The sequence below is a fragment of the Haloarchaeobius sp. HME9146 genome (assembly GCF_025399835.1).
GTDB lineage: Archaea > Halobacteriota > Halobacteria > Halobacteriales > Natrialbaceae > Haloarchaeobius.
Genome location: NZ_JAODVR010000002.1, coordinates 411,404 through 427,148 on the forward strand (window position 1 = coordinate 411,404; position 15,745 = coordinate 427,148).

17 protein-coding genes are annotated in these 15,745 nt (G+C 65.9%); 6 read left to right on the forward strand and 11 right to left on the reverse strand.

The genetic code is table 11. The annotated features are described in order from the left end of the window. Positions 1-7 precede the first annotated feature (7 nt). The gene (locus N6C22_RS19700) at positions 8-1,276 is read right to left on the reverse strand and encodes an ABC transporter substrate-binding protein (protein ID WP_261652916.1); all 1,269 of its coding nucleotides are present in this window, start codon (positions 1,274-1,276) and stop codon (positions 8-10) included. 54 nt (positions 1,277-1,330) lie between these two features. On the opposite strand from N6C22_RS19700, the gene N6C22_RS19705 reads away from it, so the two are divergent. Beyond that, positions 1,331-2,041, forward strand: coding sequence for a hypothetical protein (locus N6C22_RS19705; RefSeq protein ID WP_261652917.1), 711 nt, complete (start codon positions 1,331-1,333; stop codon positions 2,039-2,041). A 31-nt stretch (positions 2,042-2,072) separates the two neighbouring features. On the opposite strand, the gene N6C22_RS19710 is transcribed toward N6C22_RS19705, so the two are convergent. From N6C22_RS19710 to N6C22_RS19725, 4 genes are all read right to left on the reverse strand, one after another. Beyond that, positions 2,073-3,404, reverse strand: coding sequence for a glutamate-5-semialdehyde dehydrogenase (locus N6C22_RS19710; RefSeq protein ID WP_261652918.1), 1,332 nt, complete (start codon positions 3,402-3,404; stop codon positions 2,073-2,075). Next, positions 3,397-4,245, reverse strand: a complete 849-nt coding sequence (gene proB, locus N6C22_RS19715) for a glutamate 5-kinase (RefSeq protein WP_261652919.1) — start codon at positions 4,243-4,245, stop codon at positions 3,397-3,399. The genes N6C22_RS19710 and proB overlap by 8 nt, the downstream gene beginning before the upstream one ends. Then, on the reverse strand, positions 4,238-5,017 hold the full coding sequence (gene proC, locus N6C22_RS19720; protein WP_261652920.1) for a pyrroline-5-carboxylate reductase: 780 nt from the start codon (positions 5,015-5,017) through the stop codon (positions 4,238-4,240). The genes proB and proC overlap by 8 nt, the downstream gene beginning before the upstream one ends. An 86-nt stretch (positions 5,018-5,103) precedes the next feature. Continuing rightward, complete coding sequence (locus N6C22_RS19725) at positions 5,104-5,535, reverse strand: hypothetical protein (RefSeq protein WP_261652921.1); 432 nt, start codon at positions 5,533-5,535, stop codon at positions 5,104-5,106. Between the two features lie 146 nt (positions 5,536-5,681). On the opposite strand from N6C22_RS19725, the gene N6C22_RS19730 reads away from it, so the two are divergent. The 3 genes from N6C22_RS19730 to N6C22_RS19740 are packed head-to-tail and all read left to right on the forward strand — an operon-like array spanning position 5,682 to position 8,378. Continuing rightward, positions 5,682-6,461, forward strand: a complete 780-nt coding sequence (locus N6C22_RS19730; protein ID WP_261652922.1) for a phytanoyl-CoA dioxygenase family protein — start codon at positions 5,682-5,684, stop codon at positions 6,459-6,461. 1 nt (position 6,462) lies between these two features. Further along, positions 6,463-7,824 (forward strand): NRAMP family divalent metal transporter, encoded by a 1,362-nt coding sequence (locus tag N6C22_RS19735; protein WP_261652923.1) that lies wholly within the window; start codon positions 6,463-6,465, stop codon positions 7,822-7,824. Next, entirely contained in the window at positions 7,824-8,378 is a 555-nt protein-coding gene (locus N6C22_RS19740) for a hypothetical protein (protein WP_261652924.1), read from the forward strand. The genes N6C22_RS19735 and N6C22_RS19740 overlap by 1 nt, the downstream gene beginning before the upstream one ends. 22 nt (positions 8,379-8,400) lie before the next feature. Here N6C22_RS19740 and N6C22_RS19745 read toward each other — a convergent pair whose 3' ends face one another. From N6C22_RS19745 to N6C22_RS19770, 6 genes are all read right to left on the reverse strand, one after another. Continuing rightward, positions 8,401-9,183, reverse strand: coding sequence for a beta-ketoacyl-ACP reductase (locus N6C22_RS19745; RefSeq protein ID WP_261652925.1), 783 nt, complete (start codon positions 9,181-9,183; stop codon positions 8,401-8,403). A 104-nt stretch (positions 9,184-9,287) separates the two neighbouring features. Next, complete coding sequence (locus N6C22_RS19750) at positions 9,288-9,551, reverse strand: hypothetical protein (protein ID WP_261652926.1); 264 nt, start codon at positions 9,549-9,551, stop codon at positions 9,288-9,290. 60 nt (positions 9,552-9,611) lie between these two features. After that, a complete protein-coding gene (locus tag N6C22_RS19755; RefSeq protein WP_261652927.1) occupies positions 9,612-11,147 on the reverse strand; it encodes a sodium:proline symporter in 1,536 nt (511 codons plus the stop codon). After that, a complete protein-coding gene (locus tag N6C22_RS19760; RefSeq protein WP_261652928.1) occupies positions 11,141-11,863 on the reverse strand; it encodes a TenA family protein in 723 nt (240 codons plus the stop codon). The genes N6C22_RS19755 and N6C22_RS19760 overlap by 7 nt, the downstream gene beginning before the upstream one ends. Further along, positions 11,860-12,525 (reverse strand): thiaminase II, encoded by a 666-nt coding sequence (tenA, locus tag N6C22_RS19765; RefSeq protein WP_261652929.1) that lies wholly within the window; start codon positions 12,523-12,525, stop codon positions 11,860-11,862. The genes N6C22_RS19760 and tenA overlap by 4 nt, the downstream gene beginning before the upstream one ends. Before the next feature lie 78 nt (positions 12,526-12,603). Next, entirely contained in the window at positions 12,604-13,407 is an 804-nt protein-coding gene (locus N6C22_RS19770) for an HpcH/HpaI aldolase/citrate lyase family protein (protein WP_261652930.1), read from the reverse strand. A 171-nt stretch (positions 13,408-13,578) separates the two neighbouring features. On the opposite strand from N6C22_RS19770, the gene N6C22_RS19775 reads away from it, so the two are divergent. Further along, positions 13,579-13,773 carry a hypothetical protein gene (locus tag N6C22_RS19775; protein WP_261652931.1) on the forward strand — a complete coding sequence of 65 codons (195 nt, stop codon included), beginning with the start codon at positions 13,579-13,581 and terminating at the stop codon, positions 13,771-13,773. 150 nt (positions 13,774-13,923) lie between these two features. Continuing rightward, positions 13,924-15,744: an ABC transporter substrate-binding protein gene (locus N6C22_RS19780; protein ID WP_261652932.1), complete on the forward strand. Its 1,821-nt coding sequence runs from the start codon at positions 13,924-13,926 to the stop codon at positions 15,742-15,744. Position 15,745: the final 1 nt, after the last annotated feature.

Genomic DNA, 15,745 nt, shown 5'->3' on the forward strand with positions numbered 1-15,745 from the left:
GTCACGGTTAGTTCATCGGTCCGTAACCGCGACCGTAGGCGTCGACAACTCCTTCATAAACACCTTCGCCGACGAAGGCCTCGTATATCTCGTCGGCCTTCGCGACGGGGTCCACGTCGTAGGCGTCGGGGTTGGCGGCCGCGCCCACCGCGTAGGCGTCGGCAATGACCGTCCCGAAGTTCGTCCCGTAGTCACGGGTCGGCATGACGGCGTAGACGTCGTCGTTCGCGATGGCTGTGACGTCCTGGTACTCGGGCGCGTCGAGCGCCTCGTACGTCTCAGTGCCGAGGTCGACGAACAGCACCTCGGGGTCCCACTTGATGAGCGTCTCGGGGTCGATCTCGATGCGGGAGGCTCCCTTGCCGCCACCGCCGCCACCACCGCCGCCTCCGCCGCCTCCACCACCACCGCCGCCACCACCGCCCCCACCGCCTCCGTCTCCCCCACCGCCGCCACCGTCACCACTCCCGGTCGCCCCGGCCGCGACGTTCGTAACGCCGCCGAAGGTGAACGGGACGTAGCTCGGCTGGGTGAAGGTGAGCCCATGCTTGCCGCGACCGAGGTAGCCCACGTAACCCTGCGGCTTCGTCTCGATTCCCCCGGCTCGTGATTCCAGATCGGCCAGCGTGTCCTCGACGAAGGTTCGGAGTTCTGCGACACGGTCCTCGGTTCCCAGGATGGTGCCCAGGAGGTCGAGCGACCCGAAGAAGGAACTTTCGAGTTCCTCGGTCAGCCCACCCGGCTTGATGGAGACGACGGGGACGCCGAGCTGGTCCTGCATCGTGTTCGCGTCGGACTTGCTCGCGTAGCCCGCGATGACCACGTCTGGGTCGGTCTGGAGCACACGTTCGAGGTCCGGGCTCTTCCGGGTACCGACGGTCGGCAACTCGGTGAGCTGCATGTTCGCCAGCGTGTACGGCCGGAAGGGCCGGTCCGCGTTCGAGGTCTCCAGTTGTTCGACCCCGACGACCCGCTCGACGCCACCCGCGTAGACGACGAACCGGAGCGCCCCCGAGCCGAGCCCGACGACCCGCTCGACGTCGGCGGGAACCGTCACGGTCCGACCGACGGCGTCCGTCACCGTCTGTTCGCCCGACTTCTCCGAGTCGCCACCGCCCGTCGTGTCCGTGCCGCCTCCAGCAGACGTATCGGTCGGGTTCGCCCCGGTTTCCGGTGCTTCCGAGGTCGTGCTGCAGCCAGCCAGTGCCGTACTCCCTCCCACAGCCAGCGCGCCGAGTCCCTGGAGGAGGCGACGACGCGAACGTTGTTCCGTCATAGATACAACGAGTGTCACACAACGACTAAAACTATTCGGCGTCGATACGGTCCAATGCGACTCCTGGTCGGAATCGACGACACCGACGCCATCGACAGCGACCACGGGACCGGACGGGTAAGCCGAATGCTCGGTGCCCAGCTAGCCGACGACCACGGTCTCGACTGGGTCGGCAGTGTTCGCCAGCAGTTCCTGGTCGACCCCCGCGTTCCCTACACCACCCACAACAGCGCGGCGTGCCTGGTGTTCGAGGCGGATGCGCCACCCATCGACCGGATCGTCGACGACGCCGGGATGTTCCTCGAGGAGATCATGGCCGACGTGGCCGACCCCGGCCTCTGCGTGGCTCCGGCGGGTGACGTTCCCGACGAAGTGACCGACTGGGGCCACCGCGCCCAAGACTCTGTGGTAGAGAAGGCCCAAGCATACGAGGTGGCCGAGGCTGCCGGCGTGTTCCTCGACGAGTATGGCGGCACCGGCGACGGCGTCATCGGCGCACTCGGGGCAGTCGGATTGACCGCCAACGGCGAGGACGGGCGGTTCATCGCCTACGGGAACATCCGGGAGTACGGCGAACAGGTGTCCGTGAGTCAGCTTCGAAACGACGGTATCGCCGTCGTGGACGAGGACGGCGACCCGGTAGAGGAGGGAACCGTGAACACCCACGACTGGATTCGACCGCAGCTTCGAGGAGGGCAGCCGATGCTGCCTGTCGAACCCGACGAAAGTGATGCTGAGACGATGAAGCCCACGAACCTGAATTGAATCGGGAAAACTGAAGTCGCCGTTCTCTCGCTTACTCGTCGGACAGCTTCCCGGGCTGCCACGCGCCCTCGAACTCGCGATGCGTGTACGGCTTCGCAATCTCGCCGGCGTAGTCGCCGACGATGTGGCCGTCGCCTTCGAGGTGGTACTTGTAGGTCGTCAGGCCTTCGAGCCCGACCGGGCCGCGGGCGTGGGTCTTCCCGGTGCTGATGCCGACCTCGGCGCCCAGGCCGTACCGGTAGCCGTCGGCGAACCGGGTCGAAGCGTTGTGGAAGACGCTCGCCGAGTCGAGGCTCCGCATGAACCGGGCCGCCCGTTCGGAATCCTCGGTGACGATGGACTCGGTGTGTTTCGAGCTGTAGGTCGTGATGTGGTCGATGGCGTCCGAGAGCGAGTCCACGACGCGGATGGAGAGCACGAGGTCACCGTACTCGGTCGACCAGTCCTCCTCGGTGGCCTCCTCGACGTCGACGAGTTCGCGGGTGCGCTCGTCGCCGCGAACCTCGACACCGGCCTCCTCGTACCGGGCAACCATCTCGGGCAGGAAGTCGGCGGCCACGTCCTGATGGACGAGCAGTGTCTCGACCGCGTTGCACACCGCAGGGTACTGGCACTTCGCGTCGTAGGCGATGTCCGAGGCCATGTCGAGGTCGGCCTCGCGGTCGACGAAGACGTGACACACGCCCTCGGTGTGGCCCAGCACGGGAATCGAGGTGTTGTCCTGGATGTACTCCACGAACCGCGAGCTGCCGCGGGGCATCAGCAGGTCGATGTACTCGTCCATCTCCAGCATGCGGTCGACGTCCTCGCGCGCCTCGATGAGCTGTGCCCAGCCGGTAGGCTGGTCCGCGGTCGCCTCGCGGATAATGTCGTACAGCACGCGGTTGGAGTGCTTCGCCTCGCTGCCGCCCTTGAGCATCACCGCGTTGCCCGATTTCAGGCTGAGCGCGGCAATCTGCACCAGGGCGTCGGGGCGGGACTCGAAGACGGTCCCGATGACGCCGATCGGGACTGAAAGCTTGTAGAGTTCCAGACCGTCGTCGAGTTCGCGCGAACTCAGGGTCTTCCCGAGCGGGTCGTCCTGGTTCGCGACGCTTCTGACCATCTCGGCGATGCTGTCGAGCTTCGAGTCCGAGAGCTTCAGCCGGTCGACCAGCGCCTGGGTATACTCGCCCTTCGCGAGCATCTCCTCGGCCGCCTCGACGTCCTTCTCGTTCGCCTCGAGAATCTCCTGGTGGCGGGCGTCGATGGCGTCTGCGATGGCTCGCAGCGCCTCGCTTCGCGTCTCGTCGGACAGCTTCGCCAGTTCGAGCGACGCGGTCTGTGCCTCCTGCACCTGTGCGAGTGTGTCGTTCTCAGTCATCGTGGTCACCGTTGATGGGAAGGAAGATGGTCCCGACCGACTCCGCGTTCGCGATGCGTTCGAGGACGGCGGGTTCGGTCGATTCCGCGATGATGGCGGGGATGCCGTGTTCGCTCACGTCGCGTGCGCCTTCGACCTTGGTCCGGATACCGCCGAACCCATCGGTCGCGCTCTTCGCGATGATGTCCTGCACCACGTCGTAGTTCTCGCCGACGGCCGGAATACGTTCCGCCTCGGGGTCGTGCTTCGGGTTGCCGGTGTAGACGCCCGGGACGTCGGTGAGGGTCACCAGCAGGTCGACGTCGACGCCGATTGCGATGGACGCCGAGATCATGTCGTTGTCACCGATCTGGATCTCCTCGGTGGCGACGGCGTCGTTCTCGTTGATGATGGGGACGATACCCCAATCCAGCAGCGTCTCGATGGTGTTCCGGAAGTTGGTGAACCGCTCCGGGTTGTCGAGGTCCTGCTGGGTGATGAGAATCTGGGCGATGGTCAGGTCGTACCGCTCGAAGCTCTCGGTGTACCGCCGCATGAGGTGGCTCTGGCCGACCGTCGAGAGGGCCTGCTTCTCTTCGACGGTCCGGTCCGTCCGGCCGAGCCGCCCGGCCCCGGCCCCGATGGCCCCCGAGGAGACCAGAAGCACCTCCTTGCCGCGCTTGCGGAGGTCGTAGATGTCGTCGACGAGCTTGTCGAGCTTCGAGTCGTCGAGGTTGGAGTCGTCGTCGGTCAGCGAGTTCGTCCCCGCCTTGACGATGACCCGCTCCGCCGCGGCGGCCTGCTTTCGCACCGCCGAGACGGCGTCGTCGTCGACCGGGGTGCTGTCTATCGCCTCAGTCATCCCTGAACTCCTCCGCGAGTTCGACCGAGCGTTTGCGGGCGGCCTCCACCGCGTCCATGACGGCGGTGTCCGCGTCGCTGGCTCTGAGCACCTTCATGCCCTCGATGGTCGTCCCGTTGGGCGAACAGACCGCGTCGATGAGTTCGTCGACGCTCCGGTCGTCCTGCAGGACGATCTCACCCGCCCCTTTGAACGTCTGGGCGGCGAGCACCTCGGCCTGCTCCGGGTTGAGACCGCTCTCGATGCCGGCGTCCTTCATCGCTTCGAGAAGATAGAAGACGAACGCCGGGCCACTGCCGTTGACCGCGGTCGCGATGTCCATCAGGGACTCGTCGACCTCGACGAACGAGCCGACAGCGCCCAGCATCGCCCGGACCTCGTCCGACAGGTCCTCGGCGACGGCGGCTGCCGCCATGTCGCCGTAGGCGGCGGCGATGTTCGGCATGACCCGAACGACCGTGGCGTCGGTCCGCGCCTGGACGTACTCCCGGCGGACGCCGGCCGCAAAGGAGACCAGCGTCTGCTCGGGCGAGAGGTCGATAGAATCGAGCACCGGGCCGACGATGTCTGGTTTCACGGCGACGACGACGATGTCCGCACCAGCAGTCGCCGCCGCGGGGTCGTCGGTCGTCTCTTCACAGTAGTCCGCGACGCGCTCACGAGCGTCGGGGTCGAGGTCGCAGGCTGTCACGGAATACCCGCCAGCCTTCGAGAGGCCCTCTGCGAGGGCGCTCCCCATGTTACCACAGCCGATAATACTCACGTAGACCATCCTATATCCTGTATAGGTCGCTCATCGCGGATAGAGACTTGGGTTCTCACAGGATTTGGGAGGGACGTAAGTCTGGGACTGGCGTGTCAATCCTCCGTCATCGTGCCGTCGCTCGCGGGCGTTTCTGGCGAGTCCCCTTCGGACTTCGCGCGCTCGCTCCGGAACAGTTCGACGAGGACCAGCATGAGCACGAGCTGGACGATCTTGTCGAACAGGCCGAGGGTGTCGTAGACGTTCGGCCACCGGAGGACGAAGTACAGTACGAACTGCAGGCCGGTGTAGAAGATACCGACGATGTACAGCGGTAGCCGGGGGTAGTCGAGGAAGAAGAGCACGATAGCACCCAGGAACCCGAGTCCGGCGAGGATGAACATGACGCCGAGCACCCCCTCTCCCAGGTCCTCGACCCCTTCGTACAGGTGGACGAGCGCCGTGACCAGAACGAGCAATACCGCGACCGATTCCATCGTCGTCAGCGACCGGTATCGGGCGGCCATCCGGGAACGAACTGCTGGCATACCCGTAGGTAGGCGTCGGTGAAGCAAAAGGTCGTAGAACCCTCAGCGAGCAGGAAATCTCCTTTTTCGACAGCTTTCAGCGGTTGCAGGACGGGAGACAGACCAGCAACCAACCACTTTATTACTTAGCAATAAAACCAAGTGGTATGCAGCTCACAGACAGCGACTTCGCCCACTACCAGCGCGAGGGGTACGTGGTGGTAGACGGACTGCTCGACGAGTCGGTCGTCGAGCGAACGAAGCGACGGCTCCAGGAGTACGTCGAGGGGTACCGTGCGGAACGGGAGTTCAGTCGGATGCTCGAACCGAAGGCGGACTCGCTCCCCGGGGACACTGGTGGAGAGGCCGCGCCGGTCCGGAAGTTCGAGGGGCTCGGGATGGTGCGCGAAGACGACGCGTTCTCAGACCTCGCCGAGGACGACGGTATCGTCTCGGTGGTCCAGCAGCTCCAGGGCCCGAACCTCAAACTCCTGCGGAGCGCGGCGATGTTGAAGCCGCCCCGGGTCGGCAGCGAGAAGAAGTTCCACCAGGACGCGGCGTACTATCCCATCCACCCGATGGACCACGTCACGGTGTGGATCGCCCTCGACGAGGCGACGACGGAGAACGGCTGCATGCAGGTCGTACCCGGCGCGCACACGGACGGTCTCATCGAACACGAGGCACTGGAGTACGACACCGATATCACGCTGACGGGGAGACAGTACGGCCCCGAAGACACCGTGGCGCTCCCGATGGAGCCCGGCGACGTGTTGTTCCAGCACTGCCTGTTGCCCCACTACACCGCGCCGAACACGACCGACGACTGGCGGCGCGCGTTCATCCTCGCGTACATGCGAGGTCGCTCACGGTTCACCGACGAGGAGCCGCCCGAGTGGGTCGACAGCCTGCACATCACTGGCGAAGAGTTCCCGGGGTGTGTCTGAGATGGCGACGAGTGACTCCGGGGGCCGATTCGACGCACTGCTCTCCAGGATGGGCCCGACCTGGCTCGCGGGTGCCATCGCGGCCGGTCCGGCCACCATGGCCAGCCTGCTCACGGCCGGTGCTGGCTACGGCTACACCCTCCTCTGGATCGTCCTGCTGTCGGCGCTGCTCGGGGCGACGGCGCAGTTCCTCGCGATGCGGCTCGGGTTGCTGACCGAGGCGGGCATCGTCTCCGTCGTCGAGGACCGGCTCGGCTCGAGATGGGCGTGGCTGCTCGTCGGCGACGCGGTCCTCGCCTCCGGCCTGGCACAGCTGGTCATCATGAAGACGGTCGCCGACGTGAGCGCGACCATCACCGGTGTCAGCAACGTGGTCTGGGCGGTCGTCTGGGGTGTCGTCCTCGCGGTCGGGCTCGCCGGCGGTGGCTACCGTATCGCCGAGATGGGCGCGAAGGTACTCGTCTCGCTCGTGGTGCTCGCGTTCGTAGCCTCACTCGTCGTCGTCCCGGTCGACCTCGGGGCGGCAGCGACGGGGCTCGTCCCACAGATTCCCGCGGGGACCAGCGGCGCGCTCGCCGCCGCGGGCATCCTCGGCGGCGCGGTCCACATCACCCTCATCACCATGCAGTCCTACACGATGCGCGCCAAGCAGTGGACCAGAGACGAGTACGACCTCGCGGTCACCGACATCGGGGCATCGATGCTCGTCGCCTTCGGCGTCTACAGCCTCGCCATCTTCCTCGTGGCTGCAGGCGTCCTGCACTCCGCAGGAGCAGTCTCCGCGGACGGCTTGACAGCGACCGCGGCCGCCCAGGCCCTCGGCCCGCTGGTGGGCGAGAACGCCAAGTGGCTGTTCCTGCTTGGACTCTGGGGCGCGGCCATCTCCACGCTCGGCGGGAACACGACCGTCCCCCCGTACCTGATGGCCGACAAGCTCGGCTGGGAGACCGACGTGTCCGACTCGCGGTACCGGGCCGCCATCGTCGTGACTGCGCTCGTGGGTATCGGCGGCGTCTTCCTCGGCGGCGCGTTCTTCCCGCTGCTGGTGCTGGTGCTGGCCTTCGGGCTGGTCGGGACGCCCTTCGCCATCGCGCTCGTCCTGTTCCTGCTCAACGACACCGAGACGGTGTCGGAGACGAACTCCGTCGCCGCGAACGTCGCGGGACTCGTCCTCATCGGTGTCACCACCGTCACGGCCGGGTCGTTCCTTCGGGGACAGGTCGCTGCGGGTCTCGGTGACCCCATCACGCTGTTCGTGGTCATCTTCGCCGCGGTGCTCGGCGTGGCGACCCTCGGGTTGCTGGCGCTGTTCGTCCGGGACTGGGGCAGCCGCGAGCCAGCCGCACAGGAATCGCTCGACTGATGCCCGACCTGCCGTTCCCGCTGTCGGGCTCGACGCTCATCGTGGGTCCCTCGAACAGTGGGAAGACCCGGCTCACGGCACAGGCACTCGACGCCTGGATTGGCGAGCACGGGGCAGAGGGCGTCGTCGTGCTGGAGTTCGCGCCCGAGGTCGAGCGCGATGGGGTGCTCCTCGGGGGGCGGCTCTCGCAGTTCACCAGGGTTCCGGACGCGGCCTGGCACGGCGTGCTGGAGGCCCACGCGCCCCGGGCAGACAGCGACTCCGAGATGGGAGCGATGCAGCTGGCCGAGGAGAACGCAACACGTGCCTACGAACTGGTCGACGCCGCGCCAGCAGACCCCACGGCCGTCTTCGTCAACGACGCGACCATCGCGTTGCAGGCCGAGGCCGACGCGACCGGGCGGTTGACGAGCTACTGTGACCGGGCGACCGTGGCGGTCCTGAACGCCTTCGAGAGCGACGAACTCGGAAGCGACGACCCGGTGTCGCGAAACGAGCGTGCGGCACTACGTCGGCTTCGGGCGTGGACAGAGCGGGTCGTCGAGCTCGGATGACCGAAACCCCGAAATCAGTCGCTTACCACTCCATCCCGCCGTTGACCCCGAGCACCTGCCCGGTCATGTAGCTCGACTGCTCGCTGGCCAGGAACCGGACGAGACCGACGATGTCCTCCGGGTCGGCGAACCGGTCGAGGGGTATCTTCGCGCGAATCTTCTCCCGGACCCGCTCCGGGACCTCCCCCAACATGTCCGTCTCGGTGAACCCAGGGGCGACGCAGTTCGCCGTCGAATCGCTCCGGGCGAGTTCTAACGCGATGGTGCGCGTGAACGCGATGAGTCCGCCCTTCGAGGTCGCGTAGTTCGCCTGCCCGTAGTTCCCCTGCTGGCCGACGACGCTCGAGATGTTGATGAGCCGACCTCCATCGGCGGCCTTGATGTCGTCGTAGAACGCCTTCGTGCAGTTGAACGCGCCGTTGAGGTTGACCCCCATGACCTGATTCCAGTCCTCGTAGGTCATCTCCTCGAAGGTCCGGTCCCGCGTGATTCCGGCGTTGTTGACCAGGACATCGATCTGGCCGAACTCGTCGTGGACTTCGTCTGCCATCAGTTCGACCTGCTCGGGGTCAGAGACGTCCGCACCGACAGCCATCGCGGTTCCCTCGTTCGCCTCGATGAGCTCGGTGACCTCCGTCGCACGCTCCTCGGACGAGTTGTAGTTGACCACGATATCGCCCCCACAGCGGGCGAGTTCGAGCGCGATCTTCCGACCGATACCGCGCGACGAACCGGTGACGACGCAGGTCTTCCCCGCGAGGGGCGTTCGGTCCAGTGGCTCCAGCCGTTCTGATGTAAGAGACATACTGTGTTTCGTTTGCGAGGGAGAGAAAAACCGTGGGTTGAAGGAGCAAGCACCGGGGGGACCCACCGTCCGGGTCTGGGCTGTCGACTCGAAGCAGCTCTCGGTCAGGGCAGGAGCAACCAGGTGATCCCGACCAGATACGCGGTGCCGACCAGCGAGCACAGCGGACCACCGGCGAGCCAGAAGACACGGAGTATCTCGTCGTTGTCGGTCAGCCCCAGCGGGCCGAAGACGTGTCGGAACGACCCGAAGGTGAGCTTGTCGAACTGGCGTCTGGCCGCCCGGCGCGTCTGCAACACCCCGCCGTAGAGGAGCGCGAGACCGAACCCGTACCCGACCACCAGCCGTCCGAGGAACACCAGGTCCATCCGGGTCGACCGTCTCGGACCGACGACAAGACAGTTTCGCCAGGGCCAATACGGCCGCTCTCACTCCTCCTGCTCGCGCCCCCCGTCTGCCATCGGCTCGTCGAGCCGCCGAATCTCCCGGGCGAGCCGGTCGAAATCGAAGTCAGCGTCTGCGACGCGGGCCGCGACGAGCGCCAGCCCCGCAGAGACCAGGAACGCGCCAGCGAAGGAGGTGAGGTACAGCGGGTCCGCCGCAGGCAACAGGTCGCCGACGACCGGAATAGACGTGATGTACCCCCGAAGGTCCGGGAAGTACGCGAGCCCGACCGCGAGGCCACCGAGACTACTCACGAGCGCGCCCGGGCCGGTGATTCGCTCCGAATAGAGTCCGTACACGAGTGGGAACGCGACCGCAGCCCCGAGCAGGTCCGCGAGGAAGAACAGTCGAAGGACACTCTGCGCCCGGAGGCTGACGTAGATGGCCGCGACCGCGACGACCACGGTGAAGGCCCGCGAGCCGAGGGCGAGCTGGTGGTCGCTCGGACCGGAGAGGAGGCGGGCGAGGTCGGCCGTCACGAGGCTCGACAGCGCGTTGAACAGCGTGTCCACGGAGCTCATGACGAGCAACAGCGCGAGCAGGACGACCGCGAGGACGAGCCACTCGGGGAAGGCGCTCTGCAGGAGGACGAAGAACGCCACGTCCGCGTTGTAGCCCGAACTCGTGATGTCCGTGACCACGTCGGCGTTTCCGACCGCGATGATACCGAAGAGTGCGGCGAAGAAGACGAGGCCGCCATTGAGGAGGCTCGCCCGTCTGAAGCTGCTGGCGACGGTCTCGCTGTCCTTCCCGGCGTAGATTCGTTGCCACCAGGTCTGGTTGAGCAGTTCCGCACCGAGGATAGCAAAGGAGAGCGCGACGCCGAACTGCAGGCCGGCGGCAAAGCCGGCGTCCAGCAGCGTCGGGCTGGCGGTCTGTACGCCCTCGTACACCTGTCCGGGGCCACCGAGGGCGACGATTGCGCCACCGAACGTCAACAGGAGCAGGGGCAGGACCAGCAGCGCCTGCACCGTGTCGGTGAACAGGCTCGCCCGGAGGCCACCGTATCCGGTGTAGAGCAGCACGAACCCACCCACGAGGACGGCGGTCTGCCACTGGGGAACCCCGGCGACCAGGGCGAGCGCGCCCGCGATACCGGTCAACTCGGCGGCGAGGAAAATGAACATGTAGAGCGCACTCACGAGCACGACGAACCCGTACATGGTGTCCCCGTACCGGGCGTGGGCGTACTCGGTGAGCGAGTGCCCGTCCGGGATGAGCTGGCGGATGCGCGGGCCGAGTTTCGAGTACACGAGCATCGGGACCGCCTCGCCGATGGCGTAGCCGACGACCGCGGCGATGCCGAATCCTGCACCGGCTTCCGGAGCTGAGAACAGTATCCAGACACCCATGACCGACGCGACCAGCGTCGCGGTCGTCCGCCGTCCCCCCGCGGAGTTCCGGGCCGTGATGAGGTCCTCCACCGAGCCGACGCGGCCGCGCGAGTGCCAGAGCCCCAGGGCGGTGAAGACGACGAGCGTCGCGACCGTGAGCGAGAGCGCGAGCGCAGTGCTCACCAACGCGTCTCACCCCCTGCGACCGCCTCGGATTCACCGTAGGCCGCATCGAAGAACGCGACCTCGAGTTCGACCGTCCGGCGGAACAGGCGGGCGAGTCGTTCCTGTCGTCGGGGTGCAGCCTCGGCCCCGACCCGGTCGAGTTCCGACCGGAGCCAATCGACGAACGACTCGAACGCGGGCGTCGCGTGCAGGTCGACCCACTCCGCGAGGTAGAACCGGGACTGCTCCTGGTCAGCGACCGCGGTCGCCCACGCCAGGTACACCCACTCTGCGGGCACGAGCACGGCCAGGGTCTCGGCGTAGTCTCCCTGCGCGGCGGCGCGGCCGAGCAGGTCCACGAAGGCTCGCGTCGGCGGGAGCAGGTCGGGGTTCTCGTACTCGGATTCGGTGACCCCCAGTGCCTCGAACGACCGCTCGAAGTAGTCGTTCTCCTCGTCGGTCAGGCTCCCCAGGAAGTCGGTGAGCCGCGATTTCGCCGCCATCGTCGGAGCCTGCCCGACGGCGTGACCGAACGTCCCGACCAGCGTCTCGACGAAGGCGTAGTCCTGCAGGAGGTAGCGCTCGAAGGTCGCATCGTCGACATCGTCGGCACCGAGTTCACGGGTGAAGCGATGCTCGGTCGCTGCCTGCCAGTCCGCCCCCGTCCGCTCTCGAAGCCAGTCGGTGAACCGCGGTTCGTCCCGGGCCGCGGCGTACTGCTCGAACTCGCCAGTCATAGCGGCCACTCCTCCTCGGTCCACGCCGCCTCCCAGAAGAGGTACTCGTACTGTGCGGAGGTCCGGAACAGGTCACGGTATCGGGCGTGGTCGGTCTCCGTCCCGTCCGCGGCCACCTGGTCCAGCAGGTCCTTGCACCACTCGGTGAGTTCGCTGAACTCCTCGCCGGCGTACATCTCGACCCACGCAGCGTACTGTTCGTGGTCGGGCGTGCCCTGCGCCGCGAGTCGTTTTCCAGTCTCGTTGAAGCCCCACATGCACGGGAGCAGCGCCGCAACGAGGTCGCCGAAGGTGCCGTGCGAGGCCGTCCGAACCAGGAAGTCGGTGTAGGCCCGGGTCGTGGGCGACGGGCGGGTCGCCGCGAGTTCTGCCTCGTCGATGCCGAACTCGGCGGCGTAGGACCGGTGCAGGTCCATCTCCGTGTTGACCGTGGAATCGAGGAGCTGTGCGAACGTCCCCATCGTGTCCAGGTCGGGTGCCTTCGCGGCCCCCAACGCGAACAGTCGACTGTACTCGACCAGATAGACGTAATCCTGTCTGACCCAGTACCGGAACGGCTCCTCGTCGAGGCTGCCGTCACCGAGTCGCACGACCATCGGGTGCTCGACCATGGCCTCCCAGCACGCGTCGGCCTCCGCTCGTATCTCGTCCGTGAACGCCATAGGAGCAGTTGCGTGACGGTGACGAAAAGTATTATCATCGAGTCATACCACCGAGTTATCTCCGGGTGGGAGCGGGACCTACCGGGCTTCGCTGGAGCCGCCGATTCCCGCCTCGAACGCGGCGACCAGTTCGTCGGTCGCCTCCCGCAGGAACTTCGCATCGTAGCCGACGATAGCGAAGTCGAACCCGGAGTCGAGCCACTCCTCAAGCTGGTCGGGAGCAGTCGCGAACACACCGACAGGGACGCCCTCGGCTTCGGCGGCGTCGAGAACCGTTCCGACCGCATCCTCGAACTCGGAAGCCGAGAAGTCGAGGTGGCAGTCCAGTGCCGCCGAGAGGTCCGCCGGGCCGACGAACAGGGCATCGACGCCGTCGACGGCGGCGATCTCGGTGGCGTTGTCGACAGCGTCGCGGGTCTCGACCTGGATTATCCGCGTCAGCGCCTCGTCCGCGGCGTCGATGTATGCCGGAAGCGTCCGACCGTAGTTCGAGGCCCGCCCAGCACCGGTCCCGCGCATGCCCGCAGGCGGATACGTCGAGGCCTCTACGACCTGTGCTGCCTCGGCGGGCGTGTCGACCCGCGGGACGAGCAACCCACCGGCACCGGTGTCGAGAACGCGCTTGATCGCGACCTGGTCGGCCGAGGGTGGGCGAACCAGCGGGACCGTCTCACCGGGCGTGACCGAAACCGCGCGCACGAGGTTCTCGACGGTCTCGATGCTCATCGACGCGTGCTCCATGTCGATAGTGACGAAGTCCAGGGCTGCATCTGCGGTTATCTCGGCGACCGCCGGGTGACCGATAGAGACCCAGCCACCGACGACGGGCTCGCGGGCTCGCATCGACTCGCGGAGTGCTGCGGCATCGTGAAGATGTTCCATGAGGGCACACACTCGTTCTGATGGCTTATCGGTACGGTCTCAGTGGGGGAGTTTGCGACAGAAACAAAAAATGTAAGATATATGTTTTATCGAGTCAGAACTGGACTGAATCAGCGTGTCGTGGACACCCGCGCCGATATGCTTTTGAGCGTGGCTCTCTCGGGTGGAAGCATGCGCCAGAACTTCCTCTCGATACTCTTCGCGCTCGATACCATCCTTCTCGTGCTCCTGGCGATCGGGTACCAGTTCACCGAGCCTGGAACGGCCGAACGCGCCATCTCGCTCGCCTCGTTCGGGATAATCCTGGCCACACTCGCCGGGCTTGGCATCGCGATTCGACGAGGAACAGAGTTTTACGAGCCCTGAACCACGCTATTCTCTCGCGCTGGCCCCGACAGCGCCCAGATTCGTCCGTTGAACCCGGTTCGCAATTATGTCAACGTAATTATTTATTGGGCCACTACATCTAAAACATCATCGAAAATACATACATACCTGCCGGTTTTTGGTCGAGGTATGTCCGAACACCACACGGACGAAAGCGAACGAAACCTGCGAAAGACTCGACGTCGTTTCCTGCAAGCTGCAGGGGCGGCGGGCGCTGCCGGCCTCGCCGGCTGCGCCGGCTCGAACAAGGACACTGCCACCACCGCCGGCGACGATAACAACGGCGGTGGGGGTGGGGGTGGCGGTACCGGGACCCAGACCTCGAAAGACGAACTGCCGATGACCGACCGGACGTTCGTCACCGCGACGGCTGACGTCCCGAAGGACATGCAGTTCAACCCGTACGGCCAGAAGTACCCCGAGCGCATCGCACTGGCGCTGTTCGAGAACCTGCTCTACGTCAACGAGGCGACGAGCAAGTTCATGCCGGGTATCCTCGAATCGTGGGACATCGGGAGCGAGACGGTCACGCTCTCCGTCCGCGATGGCTACCACTGGCACAACGGCAACGAGATCACCGCCGAAGACGTTGCGTTCAAGCTGAAGCTCGAAATCTACGACGGCGCAGCCATCGGGAACATCGTCAACGCCGAGGACGTCTCGGTCGTCGACGACTCGACCCTCGAACTCGGCCTCCAGCGCTCCGTCTCCTCCGAGGTCTTCCTCTACTCGCTCAAGCCCATCGCACTCGACACGCCCCGCGACACGTTCGAGGAGTTCCTCGACGCCTACGAGTCGGACGGCGAGGCACCCGGCCTGACCGAGCTCACCATCGACGAGCCGAACGGCAGCGGGCCGTTCAAACTCGTCCGGGCGGAGAACCAGGAGGTCGTCGCCGAGCGCTTCACGGACCACCCTGACGCGGACAACATCAACTTCCCGCGGATGAAGTGGAACTACCTCCAGTCCAACCAGAAGCAGTGGCAGGCACTGCGCACCGACACGGTCGACGGGATCGACAACGTGTTCACGCCCAGCAACATCGCGGAGTCCTACGGCGACCACGTCCGCGAGATTCCGATGCCCGCCAACTGGGGGATGGGCATCATGTTCAACCACGAGCACGAGCACTACAGCCAGCAGAACGTCAAGCGCGCGATCCAGTACGTCATCGACCGCCAGAAGCTCGCACAGAGCGCGGGCTCGAAGATGCACGTGCCGGTCGAGGTCCCGAGTGGCCTCCCGGGCAACTTCAACGGCAGCTACAAGAACTGGCTCGGTGACAGCCTCTCGAAGTTCGACAAGTACGAGCCGAACACGGACAAGGCCGCGTCGCTCCTGCGTGAGGCAGGCTTCGAGAAGAACAACGGGACCTGGGTCGACGCCAAGGGCAAGACGCTGAAGTTCCCGTACAAGATTCCGGCGGGCTGGAACGACTGGACGGCCGGTGGCCAGTCCATCGTCCAGGACCTGAACGACTTCGGCATCGAAGCCTCGCTCAACCCGAGCCAGTCCTACTGGGGCGACATCTACGGCAACCAGAACTACACGGTCGCCGGCCTCGGCTGGGCTGACGGGAAGGTCTACCCGTACTTCACCCTCAACAAGCTGCTGAACGGCTTCCGTTCGCGGACCATCCTGAAGTTCCCGCGCGAGGTCGAGGTCTCGCCGCTCGGCCAGCCGAACGGCTCGAAGCGGACCGTCAACCTCGAATCCGAAGTGAAGGAACTGGCCGGGCTGACCGGCGAGGAAGCGATGCAGAAGACCCAGGAGCTCGCGTGGGTCGTCAACCGGCACCTCCCGATGGCGCCGCTCATGGAGAAACTCGACCAGTCCTGGCTGACGACCGACAACTGGGAGACCATCAAGAAGAACGACGAGGACGCCATCGTCGACTGGCCGCCGTACTACCTGCCGCGCGAGGGGAAGCTCACGGCCAAGCCCAAGTGAG